This window comes from Nostoc sp. C96 (genome assembly GCF_059384975.1).
The window spans coordinates 5,850,989-5,868,146 of sequence record NZ_CM182020.1 but is presented as its reverse complement, the minus strand read 5'-3'; the positions used below and the strand labels follow the sequence as shown (position 1 = coordinate 5,868,146).

Annotated in this window: 13 protein-coding genes; 3 read left to right on the top strand and 10 right to left on the bottom strand. The window is 40.7% G+C overall.

Annotation, left to right across the window (positions count from 1 at the left end; translation table 11 throughout):
* Positions 1 to 8: 8 nt before the first annotated feature.
* From AC504W_RS25065 to AC504W_RS25055, 3 genes are all read right to left on the bottom strand, one after another.
* Positions 9 to 479: a hypothetical protein gene (locus tag AC504W_RS25065; RefSeq protein WP_494874947.1), complete on the bottom strand. Its 471-nt coding sequence runs from the start codon at positions 477 to 479 to the stop codon at positions 9 to 11.
* Between the two features lie 339 nt (positions 480 to 818).
* Entirely contained in the window at positions 819 to 1,469 is a 651-nt protein-coding gene (locus AC504W_RS25060; protein ID WP_494874946.1) for a Rho termination factor N-terminal domain-containing protein, read from the bottom strand.
* A gap of 38 nt (positions 1,470 to 1,507) precedes the next feature.
* Entirely contained in the window at positions 1,508 to 2,845 is a 1,338-nt protein-coding gene (locus AC504W_RS25055; protein ID WP_494874945.1) for a ParA family protein, read from the bottom strand.
* Positions 2,846 to 3,258: 413 nt separating this feature from the next.
* Here AC504W_RS25055 and AC504W_RS25050 point away from each other — a divergent pair, with 413 nt between their 5' ends.
* Positions 3,259 to 5,343 (top strand): glycoside hydrolase family 10-like protein, encoded by a 2,085-nt coding sequence (locus AC504W_RS25050; protein ID WP_494874944.1) that lies wholly within the window; start codon positions 3,259 to 3,261, stop codon positions 5,341 to 5,343.
* A gap of 133 nt (positions 5,344 to 5,476) precedes the next feature.
* Here AC504W_RS25050 and AC504W_RS25045 read toward each other — a convergent pair whose 3' ends face one another.
* From AC504W_RS25045 to AC504W_RS25030, 4 genes are all read right to left on the bottom strand, one after another.
* The gene (locus tag AC504W_RS25045; RefSeq protein ID WP_494874943.1) at positions 5,477 to 5,908 is read right to left on the bottom strand and encodes a CAAD domain-containing protein; all 432 of its coding nucleotides are present in this window, start codon (positions 5,906 to 5,908) and stop codon (positions 5,477 to 5,479) included.
* 173 nt (positions 5,909 to 6,081) lie between these two features.
* On the bottom strand, positions 6,082 to 6,543 hold the full coding sequence (locus AC504W_RS25040) for a BON domain-containing protein (protein ID WP_494874942.1): 462 nt from the start codon (positions 6,541 to 6,543) through the stop codon (positions 6,082 to 6,084).
* 101 nt (positions 6,544 to 6,644) lie between these two features.
* Positions 6,645 to 8,237 (bottom strand): general stress protein, encoded by a 1,593-nt coding sequence (locus tag AC504W_RS25035; RefSeq protein ID WP_494874941.1) that lies wholly within the window; start codon positions 8,235 to 8,237, stop codon positions 6,645 to 6,647.
* A 638-nt stretch (positions 8,238 to 8,875) separates the two neighbouring features.
* Positions 8,876 to 9,553: a M23 family metallopeptidase gene (locus AC504W_RS25030; RefSeq protein ID WP_494874940.1), complete on the bottom strand. Its 678-nt coding sequence runs from the start codon at positions 9,551 to 9,553 to the stop codon at positions 8,876 to 8,878.
* A 558-nt stretch (positions 9,554 to 10,111) separates the two neighbouring features.
* Here AC504W_RS25030 and AC504W_RS25025 point away from each other — a divergent pair.
* Positions 10,112 to 10,498 (top strand): hypothetical protein, encoded by a 387-nt coding sequence (locus AC504W_RS25025; protein ID WP_494874939.1) that lies wholly within the window; start codon positions 10,112 to 10,114, stop codon positions 10,496 to 10,498.
* A 141-nt stretch (positions 10,499 to 10,639) separates the two neighbouring features.
* Positions 10,640 to 11,209, top strand: a complete 570-nt coding sequence (locus AC504W_RS25020; protein ID WP_494874938.1) for a hypothetical protein — start codon at positions 10,640 to 10,642, stop codon at positions 11,207 to 11,209.
* A 3-nt stretch (positions 11,210 to 11,212) separates the two neighbouring features.
* Here the strand turns inward: AC504W_RS25020 and AC504W_RS25015 are convergent, their stop codons facing one another.
* The 3 genes from AC504W_RS25015 to AC504W_RS25005 all read right to left on the bottom strand — a co-directional run bounded on the left by AC504W_RS25015 (position 11,213) and on the right by AC504W_RS25005 (position 17,096).
* Entirely contained in the window at positions 11,213 to 12,469 is a 1,257-nt protein-coding gene (locus tag AC504W_RS25015) for a glycosyltransferase family protein (RefSeq protein ID WP_494874937.1), read from the bottom strand.
* Positions 12,470 to 12,558: 89 nt separating this feature from the next.
* On the bottom strand, positions 12,559 to 13,917 hold the full coding sequence (gene gntT, locus AC504W_RS25010; RefSeq protein WP_494874936.1) for a guanitoxin biosynthesis MATE family efflux transporter GntT: 1,359 nt from the start codon (positions 13,915 to 13,917) through the stop codon (positions 12,559 to 12,561).
* Positions 13,918 to 14,162: 245 nt separating this feature from the next.
* On the bottom strand, positions 14,163 to 17,096 hold the full coding sequence (locus AC504W_RS25005; protein WP_494874935.1) for a zinc-dependent metalloprotease: 2,934 nt from the start codon (positions 17,094 to 17,096) through the stop codon (positions 14,163 to 14,165).
* Positions 17,097 to 17,158: the final 62 nt, after the last annotated feature.

Genomic DNA, 17,158 nt, shown 5'->3' with positions numbered 1-17,158 from the left:
CTGCATTTTTATCTGTACTTCTGGATTTTTTTGCTCTCGAAATAACCTAGTTTCCAGTTTTCTGGTTGTTTTAAGTCATTGATATGCCCTTGAAGTATCAGCCAAATCGCAATGCGAGTATTTAAATAGCCTCTAAGAATCCGATTTTTAGGCTTTGGGTAAAGACCTGGAATTACAAAACCACCAACATTTAATAGTTGTCCACAGTAAGTTTTGTTTCCTGGTAATGTCAAAGTAAAAAAGCCATCATTTTTATAACCATTGGGAACGAGAAATGTTCCGTAGACATTATGCTGTCCGCGCCAAGGTTGAACTACTAAATCTACAGGAGAAGCGTAATATTTTTCTTTGAATGATGTCGCAGTATATTTCCATTTATCGCAACTAACTACTGGGGAAAAGTCTGTGAATAAAGCAAAGCTCAGAATCGCAGCTAAGGTAAGAAAAAATATTAAATAAAATATTTGATATCTTCGCACTGGTCGAATACTAAGACTATTTGTTCCAGTTCTATTTTAGCAACTGGTAAAATGTGGCGATCGCATACGTATCAGTGTGCTGTTATCATATACCTTATATGACTAATGTAAAGCCTGACAACAAGCCGCTTCGCATTTACGCCCTAACTCAAAATTAGCACTCTCATCAATAAGCTCACTATGAAAATGCTCCATACATGAGTTTTATTGATTAATTAATTTTGTCCTATAACTACTCAATTAGTCAGTAAGATGCTTTGTGTGTTTTGAAGCACCTTACCAAACTAATACTTAGAAGTGGAATATCTGATTGTTTGATATTCTACGATTTATTGTTTGCTACTTTGAAAACTTGCTTAATGCTCTAATAAGCTCATCTTTCTTCATCTTACTTATGCCAGTAATTCCTTGTTTCTTTGCCATTGCTTTTAAATCAGCCGTTGACATTGTTTTGACGATCTCAGAATCAGTGATTGTCTCTGGTATTGATTGAGGAGTTAGATAAAAAACTTGTTTTAAAGCATCTAGTTTTTTACCTTTGGTAATGCCACATTTTAGATTTATGATTGGATCTAATGTCTTCCAATATTGACGAGGGGCTTCATCAATTCGGTTTGTCGCTATAGCAGGTTTGACAGATTTAAGAATACTATCTGGTTGCTTGACTAAATACTCTAATGCTGATTGAATTTCATCTCTAGATGCCTTAGAGAGATTGATTTTGGGAATTTCTTCCCCAGCTAGTATTTTTGTTACTTCGACAGTGTCATTACTACCATCAGTAATAATGCACCAAACGCGCTCTAAACCAGCAGCTTCGACAACTGCATAAATGAAAGAATTGCCAATTACTTGATACTTATCTTCACCAGTTTCTTTTACAATTACTGGAATCCAATTACGTCCACCTTTTTGGTTAAGTAAATGGGCTGAAGCTTTAATTAAAAATTCCGGCGCATCAGTTCCTTCACCTGGATCAATTTCATCCAAATATAAGTGCATCAAATTTCCAACATCGCTGAGGCTACTCATTGTAAAAAATACTCCTTTGCTAGATTTTTGTAATAATCATGGGCAGATCGATCTCGGTAAACCGCAGGAATACGAGAAAAGGCTGAACTAGCTATATTAGCGTAGCTGGGAACCTCATGAATATGAAGGTCTCTTCTGGCATTGGTATATCTAGGATAGAAATAAGAAAGTAAATCAAATCCCTCTTTTTTAGCAGTTTTAAGAATATTATTAATTTCTTGTTGAGCAACTGCCAACTGAGATGGTGTAATCTTTTCTCCGTTAAAGAAAATTGGTAATGGAATAGGGCTACCGTCAGCTTTTTTAGCTTGCACTTCAGGAATAAATTTCTTCATTGCCATTGCTGCATTCTCTAAAGAGAAAAGATTGTTATGCTTTGTGGGAATCAGGACAACATCAGCAGCATAAACAGCAAGTTGACTAAATATTCGCCAGTTGGGTGGTGCATCAATCAAAATATAGTCATATTCTTGTCTTGAAGATTCTAACTTGCGGTGAAGAGTGTCACTTTTCAGATGATTACGCAAGATATTTTCAGGTGCCTCCGTCAGTTCTTGATCCGCAGGGATAACATCAAATCGCAGTTCTGTATTAAGCTTTTTTAGGGGCAATTTATAAGGATGTAGGGTACTTTGAAGTTCTAAATTTCTTTCTTTAAGAGCTTCAAAGAAACTCCCTTTACTTAAAGGAAGACCTAGAGAACTTGTTAAATCTTGTTGGTTAGGGTCAAAATCAATCGCTAAAACCTTTTTCCCTAAGAAAGTTAAGATTGCTGCTAAATTGACAGTAGTAGTTGTTTTTCCAACTCCACCCTTATTGTTATAAACTGCTACGGTTAGGGCTTTTGCAGCATTTTCAATTTTTTGGCGAATTGCCGCAACTATCTTATCAATGTTATCGACATTTAGTGACAAACATTTTGTTGCAGGAAAAATTACTTTTCCGTGCTTGCGAAACAATTGAATATGAGAAGAGTTAGTAATTATTCCCCATTGTACAGTTTGGCAATTAGGAGCAAGTAGATAACGCTTGAGTTGCTTAACAGTTGTGTGATATTGTGCCGCATCTTCAGATAAATTAATATCTCGCCCTTTCAACTCTAATAGAAGGTATGGATTAGACTTTGTGTATAGAAAAACATCCTCTCCAGTAGTTTTTCGGGCGGCTTTATCAACAGCCCCATCACCTGTGTTATATTCTGGATGAATTTCCTCAGATTGAAAGCCTAAAGTCCTCAGTAGATGAGGTGTAAAAAGGTCATTTACAACAGCTTCTGGCGCATTTTCAGGAAGGCTTTGCAGTGCCTCTCGAAGACTATCAGTAGTTACACTCATAAGTTGTGGGAACTTCCAGCAATTTCTAAATCTAGTGTTCCCATCTGAAATAAATTATTCATTAGATAATGAAATTAATTTTCAGCAGCAAAAGGCATATTTACTTACTCATTTTGCCTAGTTACTTTCTCATTTTGAGAGATTTATTCAGCAATTTAGTATATTGCTTGCTCAAAATACCAAATTGCTTACTCATTTCAGTAGTTCCCTCATTTATGAGCATTATTCTGAGAAAAAAATGCCCTGACAGACATAGTAAAATTTTTGTAAGTTGAATAACTATGGATTTGATTAACGCAAACTGTCGCCACAGCCCAGAAAAGATTACCAAATATGAAAATTTATAGGAAAGTCCGGGAGGAATTGCGATCGCACTGCTAGAATCCAGCCAAGCAAACTAGTGACAATCAACAATGGTCTCTACTACTGCACGTTTCTCAGATATTCAAAACCATTGGGCGCGTCTGTTTATTGAAGCCTTAGCAGGGCGGCGTATTTTAAATGGTTATCCCAACGGGACTTTTCGCCCAGATAACTCAGTGACGCGTGCTGAGTTTGCGGCGATAGTTGCAGCAGTTTTTACTGTACCAGTCAAGCGCCAATACTCTCCTTTTGTTGATGTTCCAGCAAATCACTGGGCTGCAAGCGCCATTCAAAAAGCTTACGAAACCGGATTTTTGGCTGGCTACCCCGATAAATATTTCCGTCCAAATAATCGCATTGCTAGGGGTGATGTTTTAGTTTCTCTGGTAAACGGGTTGGACATTGCAGCAAAAATCAACCCGGACTTAGTCAACCAACTACCCCAAATTTATCAAGATGCAGTTAACATTCCCGGTTATGCGAGAAATCAAGTAGCATTGGCGACAAGTGCCGGCTTTGTGGCTAGTTTCCCCAATATCAAGTTACTTAACTATGCGACAGCTGCTACTCGCGGCGATGTCGCGGTGATGGTTTATCAAGCTTTGGTGTATTTGGGTAGCGCCCCGAAGATTCCTTCTGTTTACCTTGTAGTACCAGCAAACACAACACCAGTACCTACACCTGTACCTATCCCTACGCCAACGCCCACACCCATACCAACACCCATACCCACTCCTCCAGTACCCGGTACATTAAAACTCAGCCATACACGAGAGTTTCGCGGGGCTTGGGTAGCCTCGGTGTCGAATATTGATTGGCCTTCTAAAGCTGGGTTATCAACGGCCCAACAAAAATCAGAATTTTTGGAAATTGTCAACCAGTTGCAAGCACTGAATTTCAACGCTTTAATTTTGCAGGTACGCCCAGAAGGGGATGCTTTGTATGCTTCGGAATTAGAACCTTGGAGTGCTTGGATTACGGGAACTCAAGGGAGAGCGCCAGAACCATTTTATGATCCTTTAGAGTTTGCGATCGCCGAATGTCACAAACGCAATATAGAAGTTCATGCTTGGTTCAACCCCTACCGCGCTAAAACTAGCATCAAGGGTTCTCCTAATGTTCGCCCTCATATAGCAGTGACTCATCCAGAAGTAGTTTATCAATGGGGTAATCAACTGTGGATGGAACCAGGCTCGAAAATTGTTCAAGATAGAGCCTACAATGTCATCCTTGATGTTGTGCGGCGCTATGACGTAGATGGAATTCATTTAGACGATTATTTCTATCCTTATCCCATCCAAGGTCAATCTTTCCCCGATAGTAGAACCTACGCCGCTTACAAAGCTGCTGGCGGTGCATTGAGTTTAGATGATTGGCGGCGAGAAAATGTCAATCAAATGGTGTTACGCCTCTCTCAAGGAATTAAGACGACAAAGCCACATATCAAATTTGGCATTAGTCCTTTTGGGATTTACCGCCCCGGACAACCAGCAGGCATTACTGGTTTAGATGCTTACAATGTGCTGTATGCAGATTCACGCAAATGGTTAGAACAAGGCTGGATTGATTATTTAGCACCTCAACTCTATTGGCGAATTGACCAAACCAAACAAAGTTATCCTGCGCTATTGAAGTGGTGGACAGACATTAATTCTCAGCAGCGACACATTTACACCGGGAATAATCTTGGTCAACTAGATGGTAAAGCTTGGAAAGACGATGAAATTGATAAACAAGTGAAAATTTCCCGGAACTTAGCCGGAAGTTTGTCTTTAGGGAATATTTTCTTTAGTATGAGTGCCATTAATCAAAATCGGCGCGGTATTGCTGACCAATTCAAAAATTCTCTTTATTCTCGACCTGCAATAGTACCTTCTATGTCTTGGCGGAATGCAGCCCCAGTTGCACCACCCAAAGCCCTGCAATTCAAAGACGGTAAACTCAATTGGCAACCTGGAGATAGTCAACCTGTACGTTCTTGGACACTTTATCGGCAATCTGGCGGTAGTTGGACACTTCAGCGTATTTTATCGGCTGGGACAACCTTTGCTACTGTCCAACCAGGAACTTATGCTGTCTGTGCTGTTGATAGGTTAGCGAATGAGAGTTTGGGTGTAGTTATTACTGTAAATTGAGTGGAAGTGTTGAATTATAGAGGAATAATTTTTAGCGATCGCTTAATTAAGTTCTTAATTATATAGATACCCAACTTCTTCAAGAAGTTGGGTATCTGAAAACTGGAAATTTTCACTCATCAAATTAGGATTTCTATTCTCCTAAAGTTTGGGCTTTGAAAGCGCGAATTTCTGCCCAAAGTTCTTGACGAGTTGAAGATTGCAGAAGATAACGAAAGACAAACCAAGTAGAGTAAATAATGCCAATTAACTGTAAAGTTGGCTCTATCAATGGCAAGTCATTAATAGCATTCAGTACTGTGAGTACAACTTTGAGTGTGACAGTAGCTGCTAAAACTAAAACTAGGGTTATTAAAGGTAATTTGTAGGCTACCCAAAACTGATTTAAATAATAGGGTAGCTGATCTAAAAACTGAGATATTTGGCGATTTATTTGCTGCCATTGAGTTTCAGGTTTACGGGCAGGGGGCAGCTTTGGTAAGTTTTGCGTGTCTACACCTTCAAGGGCGACTGGACTTGTTGAAGATGCCATATCTACAGAATTGAATTCTTGTTCGAGTGCCATATTTTTAGAATTTTACTAATCACAATAATTTTACTAAGAAAGGCACAAAAAATAAAATAGCGGGCTAAATCAGAGGTTAGTTTTAACTCAACCAACCTCTGATTAGTAATCATCATCAAGTTTTCTACGTTTCTTGATGCCCGTCTATTAATTTGGATTTGCCGTTAACTCTGTTATTGTTTTGGTGGAGCCACAACTACTTTGTTAACTACGCTTTTAACACCTTTAATTTCTTGGGCTAAAGGCTGAATCTTCTTCAGTTGATCTTGATTTTTCACCGTACCGTTGACAGTTACTATACCTTGCTGGTCAGCCGCTACTGTGATTTGACCGTCAGGGATATTAGCTTCTAATTTAGAGCGAACTTCGCTGGCGAGGTCGCCTGTTGCTCTGTTGGTATCACCACCAGTAGCATTATTTCGTTGTTCACGCGCGCGAATATCTTCATTAAGTTGTCGGCGGCGCAATTCACTTTGAGCGTCTTCTTTTGCTTCTTGAGTTGTTTGTGCCGCAGGTGATGCAGGATTTTGACTTACTGTATCGGGTGCTGACTCACTGGTTTTAGAAGGATTCTGACAAGCAGCAGCACTAACAAGTAATAAGCTACTAATGAAGAAGGGAGCTAGTTTTTTCATTTGTTTAATTAGTGATAGATATAGTGGACACGAAGGATTTTTGACTGGCGATCGCACCCATAATTACAAACAAGCAAGTTAGGATTAACAACTAACTTTGGTTAGAGTGTGTCATCACGACGATCAACAATTGTGACGGTATGATCTTGATGATTGCCTGTTACTGGATGATTAGTACGACCAGTTTCGATAACTGGGGTTTCTTGATGTCTTGTCCAGTCCAAACCACGATGAGCTTCTGGATCGATATCGGTAGCGTCAAAGATGCCAAAGTCTTCAATTCCCCGACGTTGCAGGATGGTTTGAGCGTGTTGAATTTCCGCTTCTGTACCGTCAACCATGACTAAGTAATCGCCGCGTTGGAAGCGATCGCTATATACTCTGGCGCGGTCTTCGGGAATACCTAAACCAACTAATGCGCCAACTAAACCACCTGCGGCTGCACCAATCGCCCCACCAGCAATGGTTGTGGCTAAGGCTGTCGCCACTGCACCACCAGCAATTACAGGGCCGATTCCGGGAATGGCTAATGCACCTAAACCAACTAATAAGCCGCCTAAACCACCTAATGCACCGCCTGTAGCTGCACCGGCTTTAGCACCTTCATCAGCTTTATTACCGACACCAGCCACACCATGACCGTCTGTGTCTTTAGCGATGAGTGAAACGCGATTCATCGGAAAGCCAGCATCACGCAGTTCATTGAGTGCGGCTTCTGCATCACGACGGTGGGAAAATACTCCCACGGCGCGACGGTTTTGGTGCTGATGTACAGGTGTTGTTGAGTGGCTGCGAGGGTCAAAAATTTGCCACTGTTGAATTTTATGGTGATTGAGAATGGTCGCAGCACGATTGATTTCGTCATCTGTACCACTGACTGCAACTATGTAATCACCGTGATTGATACGCTCATTGTAAAAGCGAGTGCGGTCATCTGGTAAGCCATAGCGAATAGCATCCAAGCGATCGCTAAAATTCACGCCTCTTAAGGCATCTTGATTGACAGACTCCCGATGAATTAAGGAAATTTGGCTCAGGGGAAAGCCTGCGACTCGTAAATCATTAATTGCAGCTTCTGCATCTTGCCGCAGATTAAAGTAACCTAGAGCGTGTTTGCTATAACCAGTTTCCCGATGAACTTCATGGGTATGGGGATGGTCATAAATACCATATTCTTCAATTCCCCGACGATGGAGGATGGCTTCTGCTCTAGCGATTTCATCATCTGTGCCATCTACGATGACCAAATAGCCGCCTCGTTGGACGCGATCGTTATAAACTCTGGCGCGTTCTTCGGGGATTCCTAAACCAATTAAGGCACCAATTAAACTACCAGCTACTGCACCAATACCAGCCCCAGCAATAGTAGTAGCGATCGCAGTTGCTGTTGCACCTGCTAACATAATTGGCCCAATACCAGGGATTGCCAAAGTGCCAAGACCAACTAATAAGCCTGTTAAGCCACCTAAAGCGCCGCCTGTAGCTGCGCCAACTTTCGCACCTTCATCAGATTTGTCGCCGATGCGATCGCTGACTTGGGTACCAGCAATATCATCTTTACCGTCTGCATCTCTGGCAATCACAGAAACTCTATCCATCGGAAAGCCAGAATTTCTCAATTCATGTAGTGCTTCTTCGGCATCTCTACGATTAGAAAATACGCCTATAGACCGTCTCCGTACACCAACAACCATTTCAACTTCTCCTATTAGTTAAAATTTTGTGATTACAATTTTATTGAGTTCAATACATCTATTCCTATCCTTTTTTACTAAAATTTTCCTCAATCCCTCGGAGTAAGTTTCTTCTCTATCATCAGATATACGTCACTGTATATTTAGTTAGCAAAAAATATTTTTTAGTTGATTAAGTAGGTAGGCATAATTAAATATAAAATGTCATTGCGAGCGTTCGCGTTAGCGTCTCGCAGAGAAGCGAAGCAATCCCAGAGACTATGCAATTGCTTTGCTTCCCTTGCAATGAGGGAGGACATGAAATTTCTTTATGTCCATATATTTAACTAACAACTGTATGTGGTCACTCATTATTTCCTAAGCAATAACACTCCAGTTTTTTTGGTTGACATATATACCAAAGTATTTGCTGTGACTGTTAGTATGAGAATTTATTTTTTAATGTTATGTTCTAATACTTGTTTAGATTTGAAGATAAAAAATCCCCTGGTTAATGCCAGAGGATAAAATTAATATTGCTCTAATTTAGGATGTTTTTCTCTCAAATAGCATAGCAACACTTACAGTTATCAATGTGCCAAAATGCCAAAATATAATTCAGGAGTTAGGAGCCAGGATTCTAACTGATGAAGTCTATTTTAATAACCCGAATCGCGCTGATTTTTTGACTCTTGAATCACAATTTTTGACTCTCGGCTGGCAATTTGTTGCTGAGTAAACATTTCTCGTAACACTAAAGCAGGGTCTACATAGTTATTTGCATATTTCAGTCCCCAATGGAGATGCGGCCCGGTGGTGCGTCCTGTCATACCCACACGAGCAATCCTGACTCCAGTGGGAATTACTTGACCTTCCCAAATCTGAATTCCACCAGCCCTATCTATCAAGTAACGCCGACCAGATGCAGTTTCTACATGACCTTCCAAATGGCAATAGGTATGTTCCCACTCACCGGATTTAATGACTATGTGAGTTCCACAAGCAGTGCGATCGCTCACTTTAACTACTGTACCTACCCACCAATTGCGAATATAACTACCTTGTGGTGCAGCTATATCTAAGCCGCCGTGAAATTCCCAATTAGACCCACCAGTCGCAGAACGGCGATAACCAAAGGGTGATGTGTATGCTTGAAAGTTTTCTACCGGAAAAGAAGCGGCTAACCAACCATTGCTTCTGGTGGCTGTTCTTTGCTGCACTTCTCTGGCTGTAACTGTTTCTACATTTGACCCTAAAGTGCTGAAACCAACAACACCTAAACCAAATACTAATAATGTAGCTCCAGAAAGCAATACTTTTTTTGGTCTTTGACCCATTATTTGATTCCTTCTTGTCATATTATTAGTTGAAAGTTTTGGATAATTCCTGATTATTTAGTGCTTAATTATTGCCAGAAAATGCAATTCTATTTTTAATTTTTGATTGGGATTATTTATGCTAACTGTTTACATAACAATGTGATTTTGTGTGATGAATTTACTAATATTACTTGTGGGTGCAGGATATTAGCCTAGGCAACGCCCCGATTATGGTATCAGATTTCGGAATTAGAAAATTAAGTTCAAGCGGCAATTTTGCAGATTTTTTACTAGATAAATATATTTTTTACACGATGCGCCTAGTTGCTATCTCTTATCTACTAGCAGTTACCAGCCATAGGGACTGTAACCATACTTATGTATATACGTAAGTGTCACTAGAGAATCAGGAACAGAGAAAAATATTGCCTGCTGAATATTTCCTGTATCTTGTGAACAGTGACTTTTTGCTCTAGATAGTTGAAATCGTGCAAGCATTTATGCTTAAAATTGCTGAATAGGTCAATCGAGCTTGAAAAAAGGCCAAGATGACCATTTGCAGGACGCACCCAAGCTATGCTGACTGATATATTGCCTTTCTCTTTTGAAGTAGATACTGTTGCGATCGCTGGCGCTAGTCTGTGGTCTTTAGCGCTGTACTTAGGTTTATTCCCGTGTAGTGAATGGGTAATTGAGCAATTGAACCGCTGGTTTAATTTTGCCGAGCGATCGCTTTACACCAGCCAGACGGAATTTGAGAAGACTCGCAAAGCCAGAGAATCTCAAAACGCTTTTTATGCCTCATTATTTAGCATCCTGCCATTTTTAGGGATAGGTACTTTATGTAACTGGGGCGTAGAAATTAGCTTAGGTAGGAGTTGGGCAATTAGTATGGGGATACTGGCTTGTATGGGTTCTGGCATTTATGAACTGGGGCGACGAGATGGTCAGTCTTCAGATTAAGGAAGATCAGAAAGAAAAGAATTTCTTCTTGAGCTTCTCGGCTGAGTAAGAATTATGTATGTGCATTAAAACCTGGTTAATGCCAGAAATTACGTTACTTTATTACAATATGGAGGAAAGCAATTTCTTAAAAATAAAATTATGAAAAAAGCTTTATTGAGCTTGACATTATTGTTAGTGAGTTTTTGTGCCATACCATCTGTAGCTGCTTTATCAGATCGTTGTTTAATTCAAAATCAACGTAGTAACATTCCTCCAGAAATACTCAAAAAATTCTTTTCTGAAGAAAATAATCGTTTGAATATATTTCAAAAACGTCCACTAATTTCAGCTTCAGAGCAAGAGATTAGACAAGCTGCCGTCAATTATACTCTTGCTCATTCTTGTCAATTCAAGATTATAAGTGGCACCCCTGAAGCAATCTTTGACCGTCCAATCAAAGCTGCTGAAATTCCTGCTACTGGTTTCGGCGAGTTTGACTTTAAGGAAGGAGAACCACCAATGATGTTAGTAGTAGTCAAAGGAAACTTTGACCTTAGTGGTTCTACCTTTCCTTCACATCCTCGCCGTTCAACAAAGTACACTGCGTATATTTTTGACCTGAAGGCTGGTACACCTATTTTTGCGGCAGTTGGATTATCTGGAAAATACTTCCGCGATGCCCTTAATGACCCAACGTTACCAGATGATTTAGAATCTGTTGGTCTTTAATTTTTATCCAATTTCCTCACAAACAATCTGCGCTATCTTTTGTGCTGCACCGCTTTCGCCACGAACGCGTCTGAGATTGTGACGCATCTCATCCAATTTTTTTGGATGGGCTAACAAGTCTAATACCATTTCGCCAATTTCTTGTGGTTGCAATTGACCTACAAGTTCTGGGACTATTTCTGATTGCGCCCAGATATTTGGCCATGCTAATAAACCCTTGCGTCGCAGAAATAGCCAGTTAATTAATTTGGCAAATGTTGTACCCAATCCCGGCAAATTCGCTAATAATCCAGGTAGACCATCCCAAGAACGCATAGCATCAAGCTGCTGAGTTGGCAATAACACAAGCATTGGTACGCCTAAAGAACCAAGTTCGGCAGTGTTTGCGCCGACTGTAGTTAAGCAGATACTACATTGCGATAAGATGCTATATGCAGGATTTTCTTGATGTAGCTCGATATTTAATCCTTGAGTTGTTTTTAGTAGCGGATACTCATCAGTTTGTTCTGAGAGAACTAAGGAAGCACTGGAAAATTTAAAAGTTTCGACGAAAGAGTTTTGTTGGGAATCCGCAAAACTGGCTAAGGTTTGTAAATCCAAGGTTGGTGCTACGGGAATAACAAACTTAGTTTGCGGCTGTTTAGCGTGGATGTATTCAGCAATAGCTAAAGTTAAGGGAACTCCTTGAGTCAGTTTGGCGGCTTTTGAACCTGGGAGAAGGCCGATGATTTGAGTTTGTTTTTGGTCGTTTGTAATTTGTCCTTTGTCATTTGTGGCGGCTTCTAGCATTAAGTCGCCGACGACTGTAAATTTATGGGCGTATTTTTGAGAGACTTTTTCAGCGACTTTTGCTTTCATGACACCAAAGCGATCAATTAAGTTATGCCACCGCGCTTCCCATTCAGCGTAAACTACGGTGCGATATCCGAGTTTTTTGCCGATGATTACTGGAAAAATTTGATCGCCACCCAGGAAAACTACAACACCGTGGCTTCTCCAATCCCAATTGTTATATGTTTTTCCCCAAAGTAAAAATTGCCAAAAATGTTCTACTCCCTGGACTCTATCAACTTCTGGGTAAGAAAGAGCGATCGCAGCTTCTTTACCACTAGCATTTGGACAAGGTGATAAGACTACAGAAATTCTGACTAAAGAACGGTCATCTCCTAGTTGTTGGCGTAATGCTTGAACAACTGGACGCACCCAGGTTGTAATTTCTCCAGGGCCATTGGAGAGAATGAGAATATCTACTGGAGTCATGATTTATGGCAAAAGGCAAAAGGCAAAAGGCAAAAGTAAGAATTGTTTTTAATATTAGTAGTATATCTGCGTGCAATTTTCTGCCTTAACTAACTAGATGGTAGTGGTTGCTGATTTTCTAGAGTTGGGCTACCAAATGTGCGGGGTATTTGTACTGCCAATACTGTTAAATTAACTGCCATATAAGCTACCAGCGACATCCACAACAGTTGGTTATTGTGAAGATACGCAGATGTAATTGCTACAGGCAAAAAGCCCAATCCAAAAGCAATTAAGACTGCATTACGTAGGGTTGCACCTTCTTTTAAGCCGATGAAATAACCTTCCAACATAAAGGCAATGGCGGTTAATCCTAAAAGCGGCAATAACCAAATTGTATAATTACTGATATGTTTGTTAACTTCGGCGTGATTAGTTAACAGCCCAAATACTGTATCAGGAAACAGAACCGATACGGCAGCAAAACCTAATGCAATTACCAAACTGGTTAATATTGAGACAGTCAGTAATGTACTCATCTGTTCTTTAGCACCTTTGCTATAAAAGTTTCCAGTGAGTGTTTGAGTGGTCATTCCCACACCTTGGACTGTAAACTGACTTAGCAAAGCAATCTGTAATAACAACCCATTCTCGGCTAATATTTCTGTTCCCATTGCTGCGCTCAAGTTGGTGAAGATGGCATAAGTGGAAATAAGCACGACAAAGCGGATGAGAATGTTACTCTTGAGCGCTACAGTATCTTTCAGGGCTACCCAATCAAATACTTCTTGTAAAGCAGCGGGTAAAGTTTGCCAGGGAATACTAAAGCAGGCATAGATCACACCAGTCACTAGCGCCAGATATTGACTAATCGCTGTGGCTATTCCTGCTCCCATACTTTCCCAACCCCACAGCGAAATCATCAAATAGTCCAAGACCACATTAGAACCGTTACCAATCACAGACATGAGCAAGACTACACTATTTTTTTCTTGCCCCATAAACCAGCCAATTAAGACAAAATTCAGCAGCACGGCTGGCGCTCCCCAAATTCTGGCTTGGAAATAATCAGCCCCAGCGATTTCAATGTCTGGGGAACCGCTGAGAATTGTAAAGCCAAGTTTTTGTAATGGGTATTGTAGGGACAGAATTAATAAACCAATAGCGATCGCAATTAAGCCACTGCGTATCCCAGCTAAGAGTACGGCTTTGTGGTCATCGAGTCCGACAGCTTGTGCAGTCAACGCATTCACACTAGAACGCAGAAATTTCAAGACTCGGTAAAGGTAGTCAAAAATAATCGTTGCTAAAATAACTCCCGCCAAGTGACGGATATCTGCCAAGTGTCCCAAAAAGGCGATGTCTACCAAACCTGCTAGGGGAACCATCATGTTGGATAGCATACTAATGCTTGCCAATTTGTAAAAGCGAGGCAAGAAGTTGTACTTGGGTGAGACCTCAATTGTCATAGATTGTTGTCTTTACTGGAATTTATCTGCCAATACTGTTCTATTTCTTCTTAGATTCCCCAACCCCCCTTTAAAAAGCAGGCGGGGGATATTAAGTGAACTGTATTGATTTACATTCCAGTCTGTACTATTTCATTAAGAAATGACATACGGTAATCCGATTTGATTTGTGAAAATTGGATTGGCTCAGATCCCCGACTTTTCAAAAAAGTCGGGGATCTTTTTGTGTAAAGAGTTTAGCTTCTTCAATTTCCTTGTAATTGTGCATTCAAGGCTTTAGCAATGCGATCGCGTGTTTCGAGAATATGAGCTTTGCTATATTCATCGTCAGAACTGACCTGAGCCAGTTTTTCATCTAATTGCTTGAGTTTGTACCAAGCTAAAGTCCGCGCATCTTCTGGGACGGATTCTTTCCGCAACACAATACCAATTAAGAGATTCAGGTATTCTCGTTGCAAACCTCGCCGCATACTGGAGATTTGCAAAGCTGACCTTTGCGGTTTGATGACTTCTGTCCAAATACCTGATTGGAGTGTGTCAAATAATTCTGGCAGTGTCAGTGCTTGTCCTGACTGAGCTTTGAGTTCTAAATCTTTGAGACGGTTGAGGCGATCGCCTGAGAGTAAATCGCGCAACACTGCACTCTGCAAGAACAAAACCAACTCGTGAATCGGATAATCTAAACGTCCTACGCGGGGGTAGCTGCCCCAGTGTCGCCAACGCGAAGGTGCTAATTTATTCAGCAAGTCTGGAGAAAATTTTAAGGCATCTTCGGCAAACACATACTTTTGTAAGGTTTTTAAGGCTTGGCGTTGTTCTTCTACGGGGACTGGTTGAAATGGTAAACGATTTTGTCCACTCAGTTTGCTAGAGTCTACATCACCGCCTTTGATGCGGTAAAAAGACTGTCCGCCAATATATTTACTCACATAATAAATTTGCTGGAAATAATTGCCTAACACTGTACTAAAGCGTTCACTGACATCGCTATAGCTTTCCCCGGCTGTGGGATAACCTTTGTTCAGACGATCCCACATCACCCGTGAATTATCTAACTGCCATTGGGAATAAACCAGCACGTTGTTACTATTGTCCCAAGCATCGGCTGTGGGGTCGAGGTCGTACACATCCTCGTCTGTGGAATAACTCAACTCTGGCTTATAAGATTGGTTGGCAATTTCCTGCAACAATGGTTTTTCGGCAATGGGAGTGGTTGCTTGGGTAGAGATATAACCATATTGAATTGCCCAATCATCATAAGCCCCCACCGTACTCGGAAAATAATCACCCTGCTTTGTGCCTTGGGGCGCAATATTTGGCGGAATGTAATCCATTACAGAAGCAGTCAAACCTTTATTGTGGGTGACATCTTTATTGTTCATTTCTTGGGGTGGTAACAAAGTACTACCCCGGAAGTTATGCCGCAAACCAAGGGTGTGACCGACTTCGTGGGCAATAATTAACCGTAAATATTGATTAATATATTCTTTTACTTGGTCTTGGCTGGGTGTACCGTCTTTTAACAGCGTCATTGCCAAGGAACCAAAGGCAAATTGATTAGCTGCTTCCATGCCATAACACAAGTCATACTCCCCAGCTAGTTTGGATAAATTTCGCAATAACCCGTTTTGTTCTGGCTGGGGAGAATTTTGGTCTTTGGCTGCTTCCCCGCCGCAAAGAAAGCGATTTTGCATCCATGCTGATAGGGAGGTGCGATTTTGGTTGGCGTTAGGTTGGACAATTTTGCGATACTCACTCTTCAACGCCCGCACAAAACTAGCATCAACTAAAATGTCTGCATCTAAAATTTCTCCGGTTAGGGGGTTAACGCGGGATGGCCCCATTGCAAAATAACCATCGACTGTGTTTATCCAGCGAATTGTGTTGTAGCGAATATCCGCCGGATCCCAGGTGGCGTTATCTGGCATTTGTTTAGCTTCAATCGCATCTTTAAATCCGGCTTTGAGAAAAGCTTTATTCCACATTAAAATGCCTTCTTTAATGGCATCACGATATTCTAAAGGGACTGCATTATCAATCCAGAAAACAATTGGTTTTTTGGGACGGGAGATTTTGGCTTTGGGGTCTTCTTTTTCTAAATTCCAGCGATTGACATAACGCACAAAGGGGTCGCCGCTGTCTTTGGTTAAGTCTTGGTAAGCGGTGATGAAATAACCCACTCGTTCGTCGGCTAAACGTGGGCGGTAATTATTATTGGGTAATTGTGAAAGACTGTAGTGGACGCGTAAAGTAAAGCCACGGTCGTCAGCGAGGGAGGCGAAATTCAGCCGTTGATTATCTCGACTACTACTTGCACTTGAGAAATTTAATACCGACTCAATTTCGACGTTCTGGGGAAAAGCTTTCGCCTCACCAAAGTATGATTGGTCTGTGGTGGCGGTCACACCTAAACTTGCAGATAATCCGGCTAAGTCGGAAAGGAGTAAATCACTGAGGTCGATGAGAATAGTTTTGCGTTGGGGATGAACGCTTTTGATCGGTAACATATAGAGAATTGAATCGCTAAATGACCGAGCCAGCGATCGCGCTTGTGGATCTCCATCCCGCGTGCGAAAATTAACGTTGCGAACAACAAAGTGTAATTTGTCGCCTACCCGCTGCCAATAAAACAAAAAATCTTGCAAAGGTATACCGCTATAAATACCTCGTTCGCCAATTCCCGATTCTAATGTGGCAGTTGCTAAATAATTATTATTTAACTGTTCTGGTTTAATTTCTAGGTAAACTTTATTCTTTTTAGAATTACGATAGAGAGTAAATAGTCCCTCTTTTTTTTCAGCATCTTTAATTACTTCATCAAATGCTTCTAAATCATCTTTAGCTGCTGGTTTCGCCGGAGTATTTGGCTTTTTTTCTGGTTTATTGCTGGGTTTACCCACTTCTAAAAAGGGTTGTTTTTCTGCTTGCTTGATATTTTTGACGACCCAAGTAAATGGTTGACTTTGGACTTTTTTATCTTGATTAATTACCCAAACTTGCGGCGATGGTAATTTTTTCCAGGCAGGTTCTTGGCTATTTTTGCTATCTGTAATTTCTGCAATCTGGTTAACATTTAAAGCTTTATTGTCTTTGTTAGCCCTTAGTGACTCAGCATTAGCAGTTCCTATTCCTAATAATAAACCTTGCAACAAAATTACATAAAAAGTTACTTTATTCATTTACTTTAGCCCTGATAAAGATTATGAGTTAATTTTTAATTTTTACCAATAAAATTTTTGGC

What these genes read in the sequence shown, in the direction of transcription:
- AC504W_RS25045 (WP_494874943.1), bottom strand. Translation starts at nt 5,908, where the DNA reads ATGGCACTCGAACAAGAATTCAATTCTGTAGATATGGCATCTTCAACA.
- AC504W_RS25040 (WP_494874942.1), bottom strand. Translation starts at nt 6,543, where the DNA reads ATGAAAAAACTAGCTCCCTTCTTCATTAGTAGCTTATTACTTGTTAGT.
- AC504W_RS25050 (WP_494874944.1), top strand. Translation starts at nt 3,259, where the DNA reads ATGGTCTCTACTACTGCACGTTTCTCAGATATTCAAAACCATTGGGCG.
- AC504W_RS25055 (WP_494874945.1), bottom strand. Translation starts at nt 2,845, where the DNA reads ATGAGTGTAACTACTGATAGTCTTCGAGAGGCACTGCAAAGCCTTCCT.
- AC504W_RS25025 (WP_494874939.1), top strand. Translation starts at nt 10,112, where the DNA reads ATGCTGACTGATATATTGCCTTTCTCTTTTGAAGTAGATACTGTTGCG.
- AC504W_RS25030 (WP_494874940.1), bottom strand. Translation starts at nt 9,553, where the DNA reads ATGGGTCAAAGACCAAAAAAAGTATTGCTTTCTGGAGCTACATTATTA.
- AC504W_RS25015 (WP_494874937.1), bottom strand. Translation starts at nt 12,469, where the DNA reads ATGACTCCAGTAGATATTCTCATTCTCTCCAATGGCCCTGGAGAAATT.
- AC504W_RS25020 (WP_494874938.1), top strand. Translation starts at nt 10,640, where the DNA reads ATGAAAAAAGCTTTATTGAGCTTGACATTATTGTTAGTGAGTTTTTGT.
- AC504W_RS25005 (WP_494874935.1), bottom strand. Translation starts at nt 17,096, where the DNA reads ATGAATAAAGTAACTTTTTATGTAATTTTGTTGCAAGGTTTATTATTA.
- AC504W_RS25035 (WP_494874941.1), bottom strand. Translation starts at nt 8,237, where the DNA reads ATGGTTGTTGGTGTACGGAGACGGTCTATAGGCGTATTTTCTAATCGT.
- gntT (WP_494874936.1), bottom strand. Translation starts at nt 13,917, where the DNA reads ATGACAATTGAGGTCTCACCCAAGTACAACTTCTTGCCTCGCTTTTAC.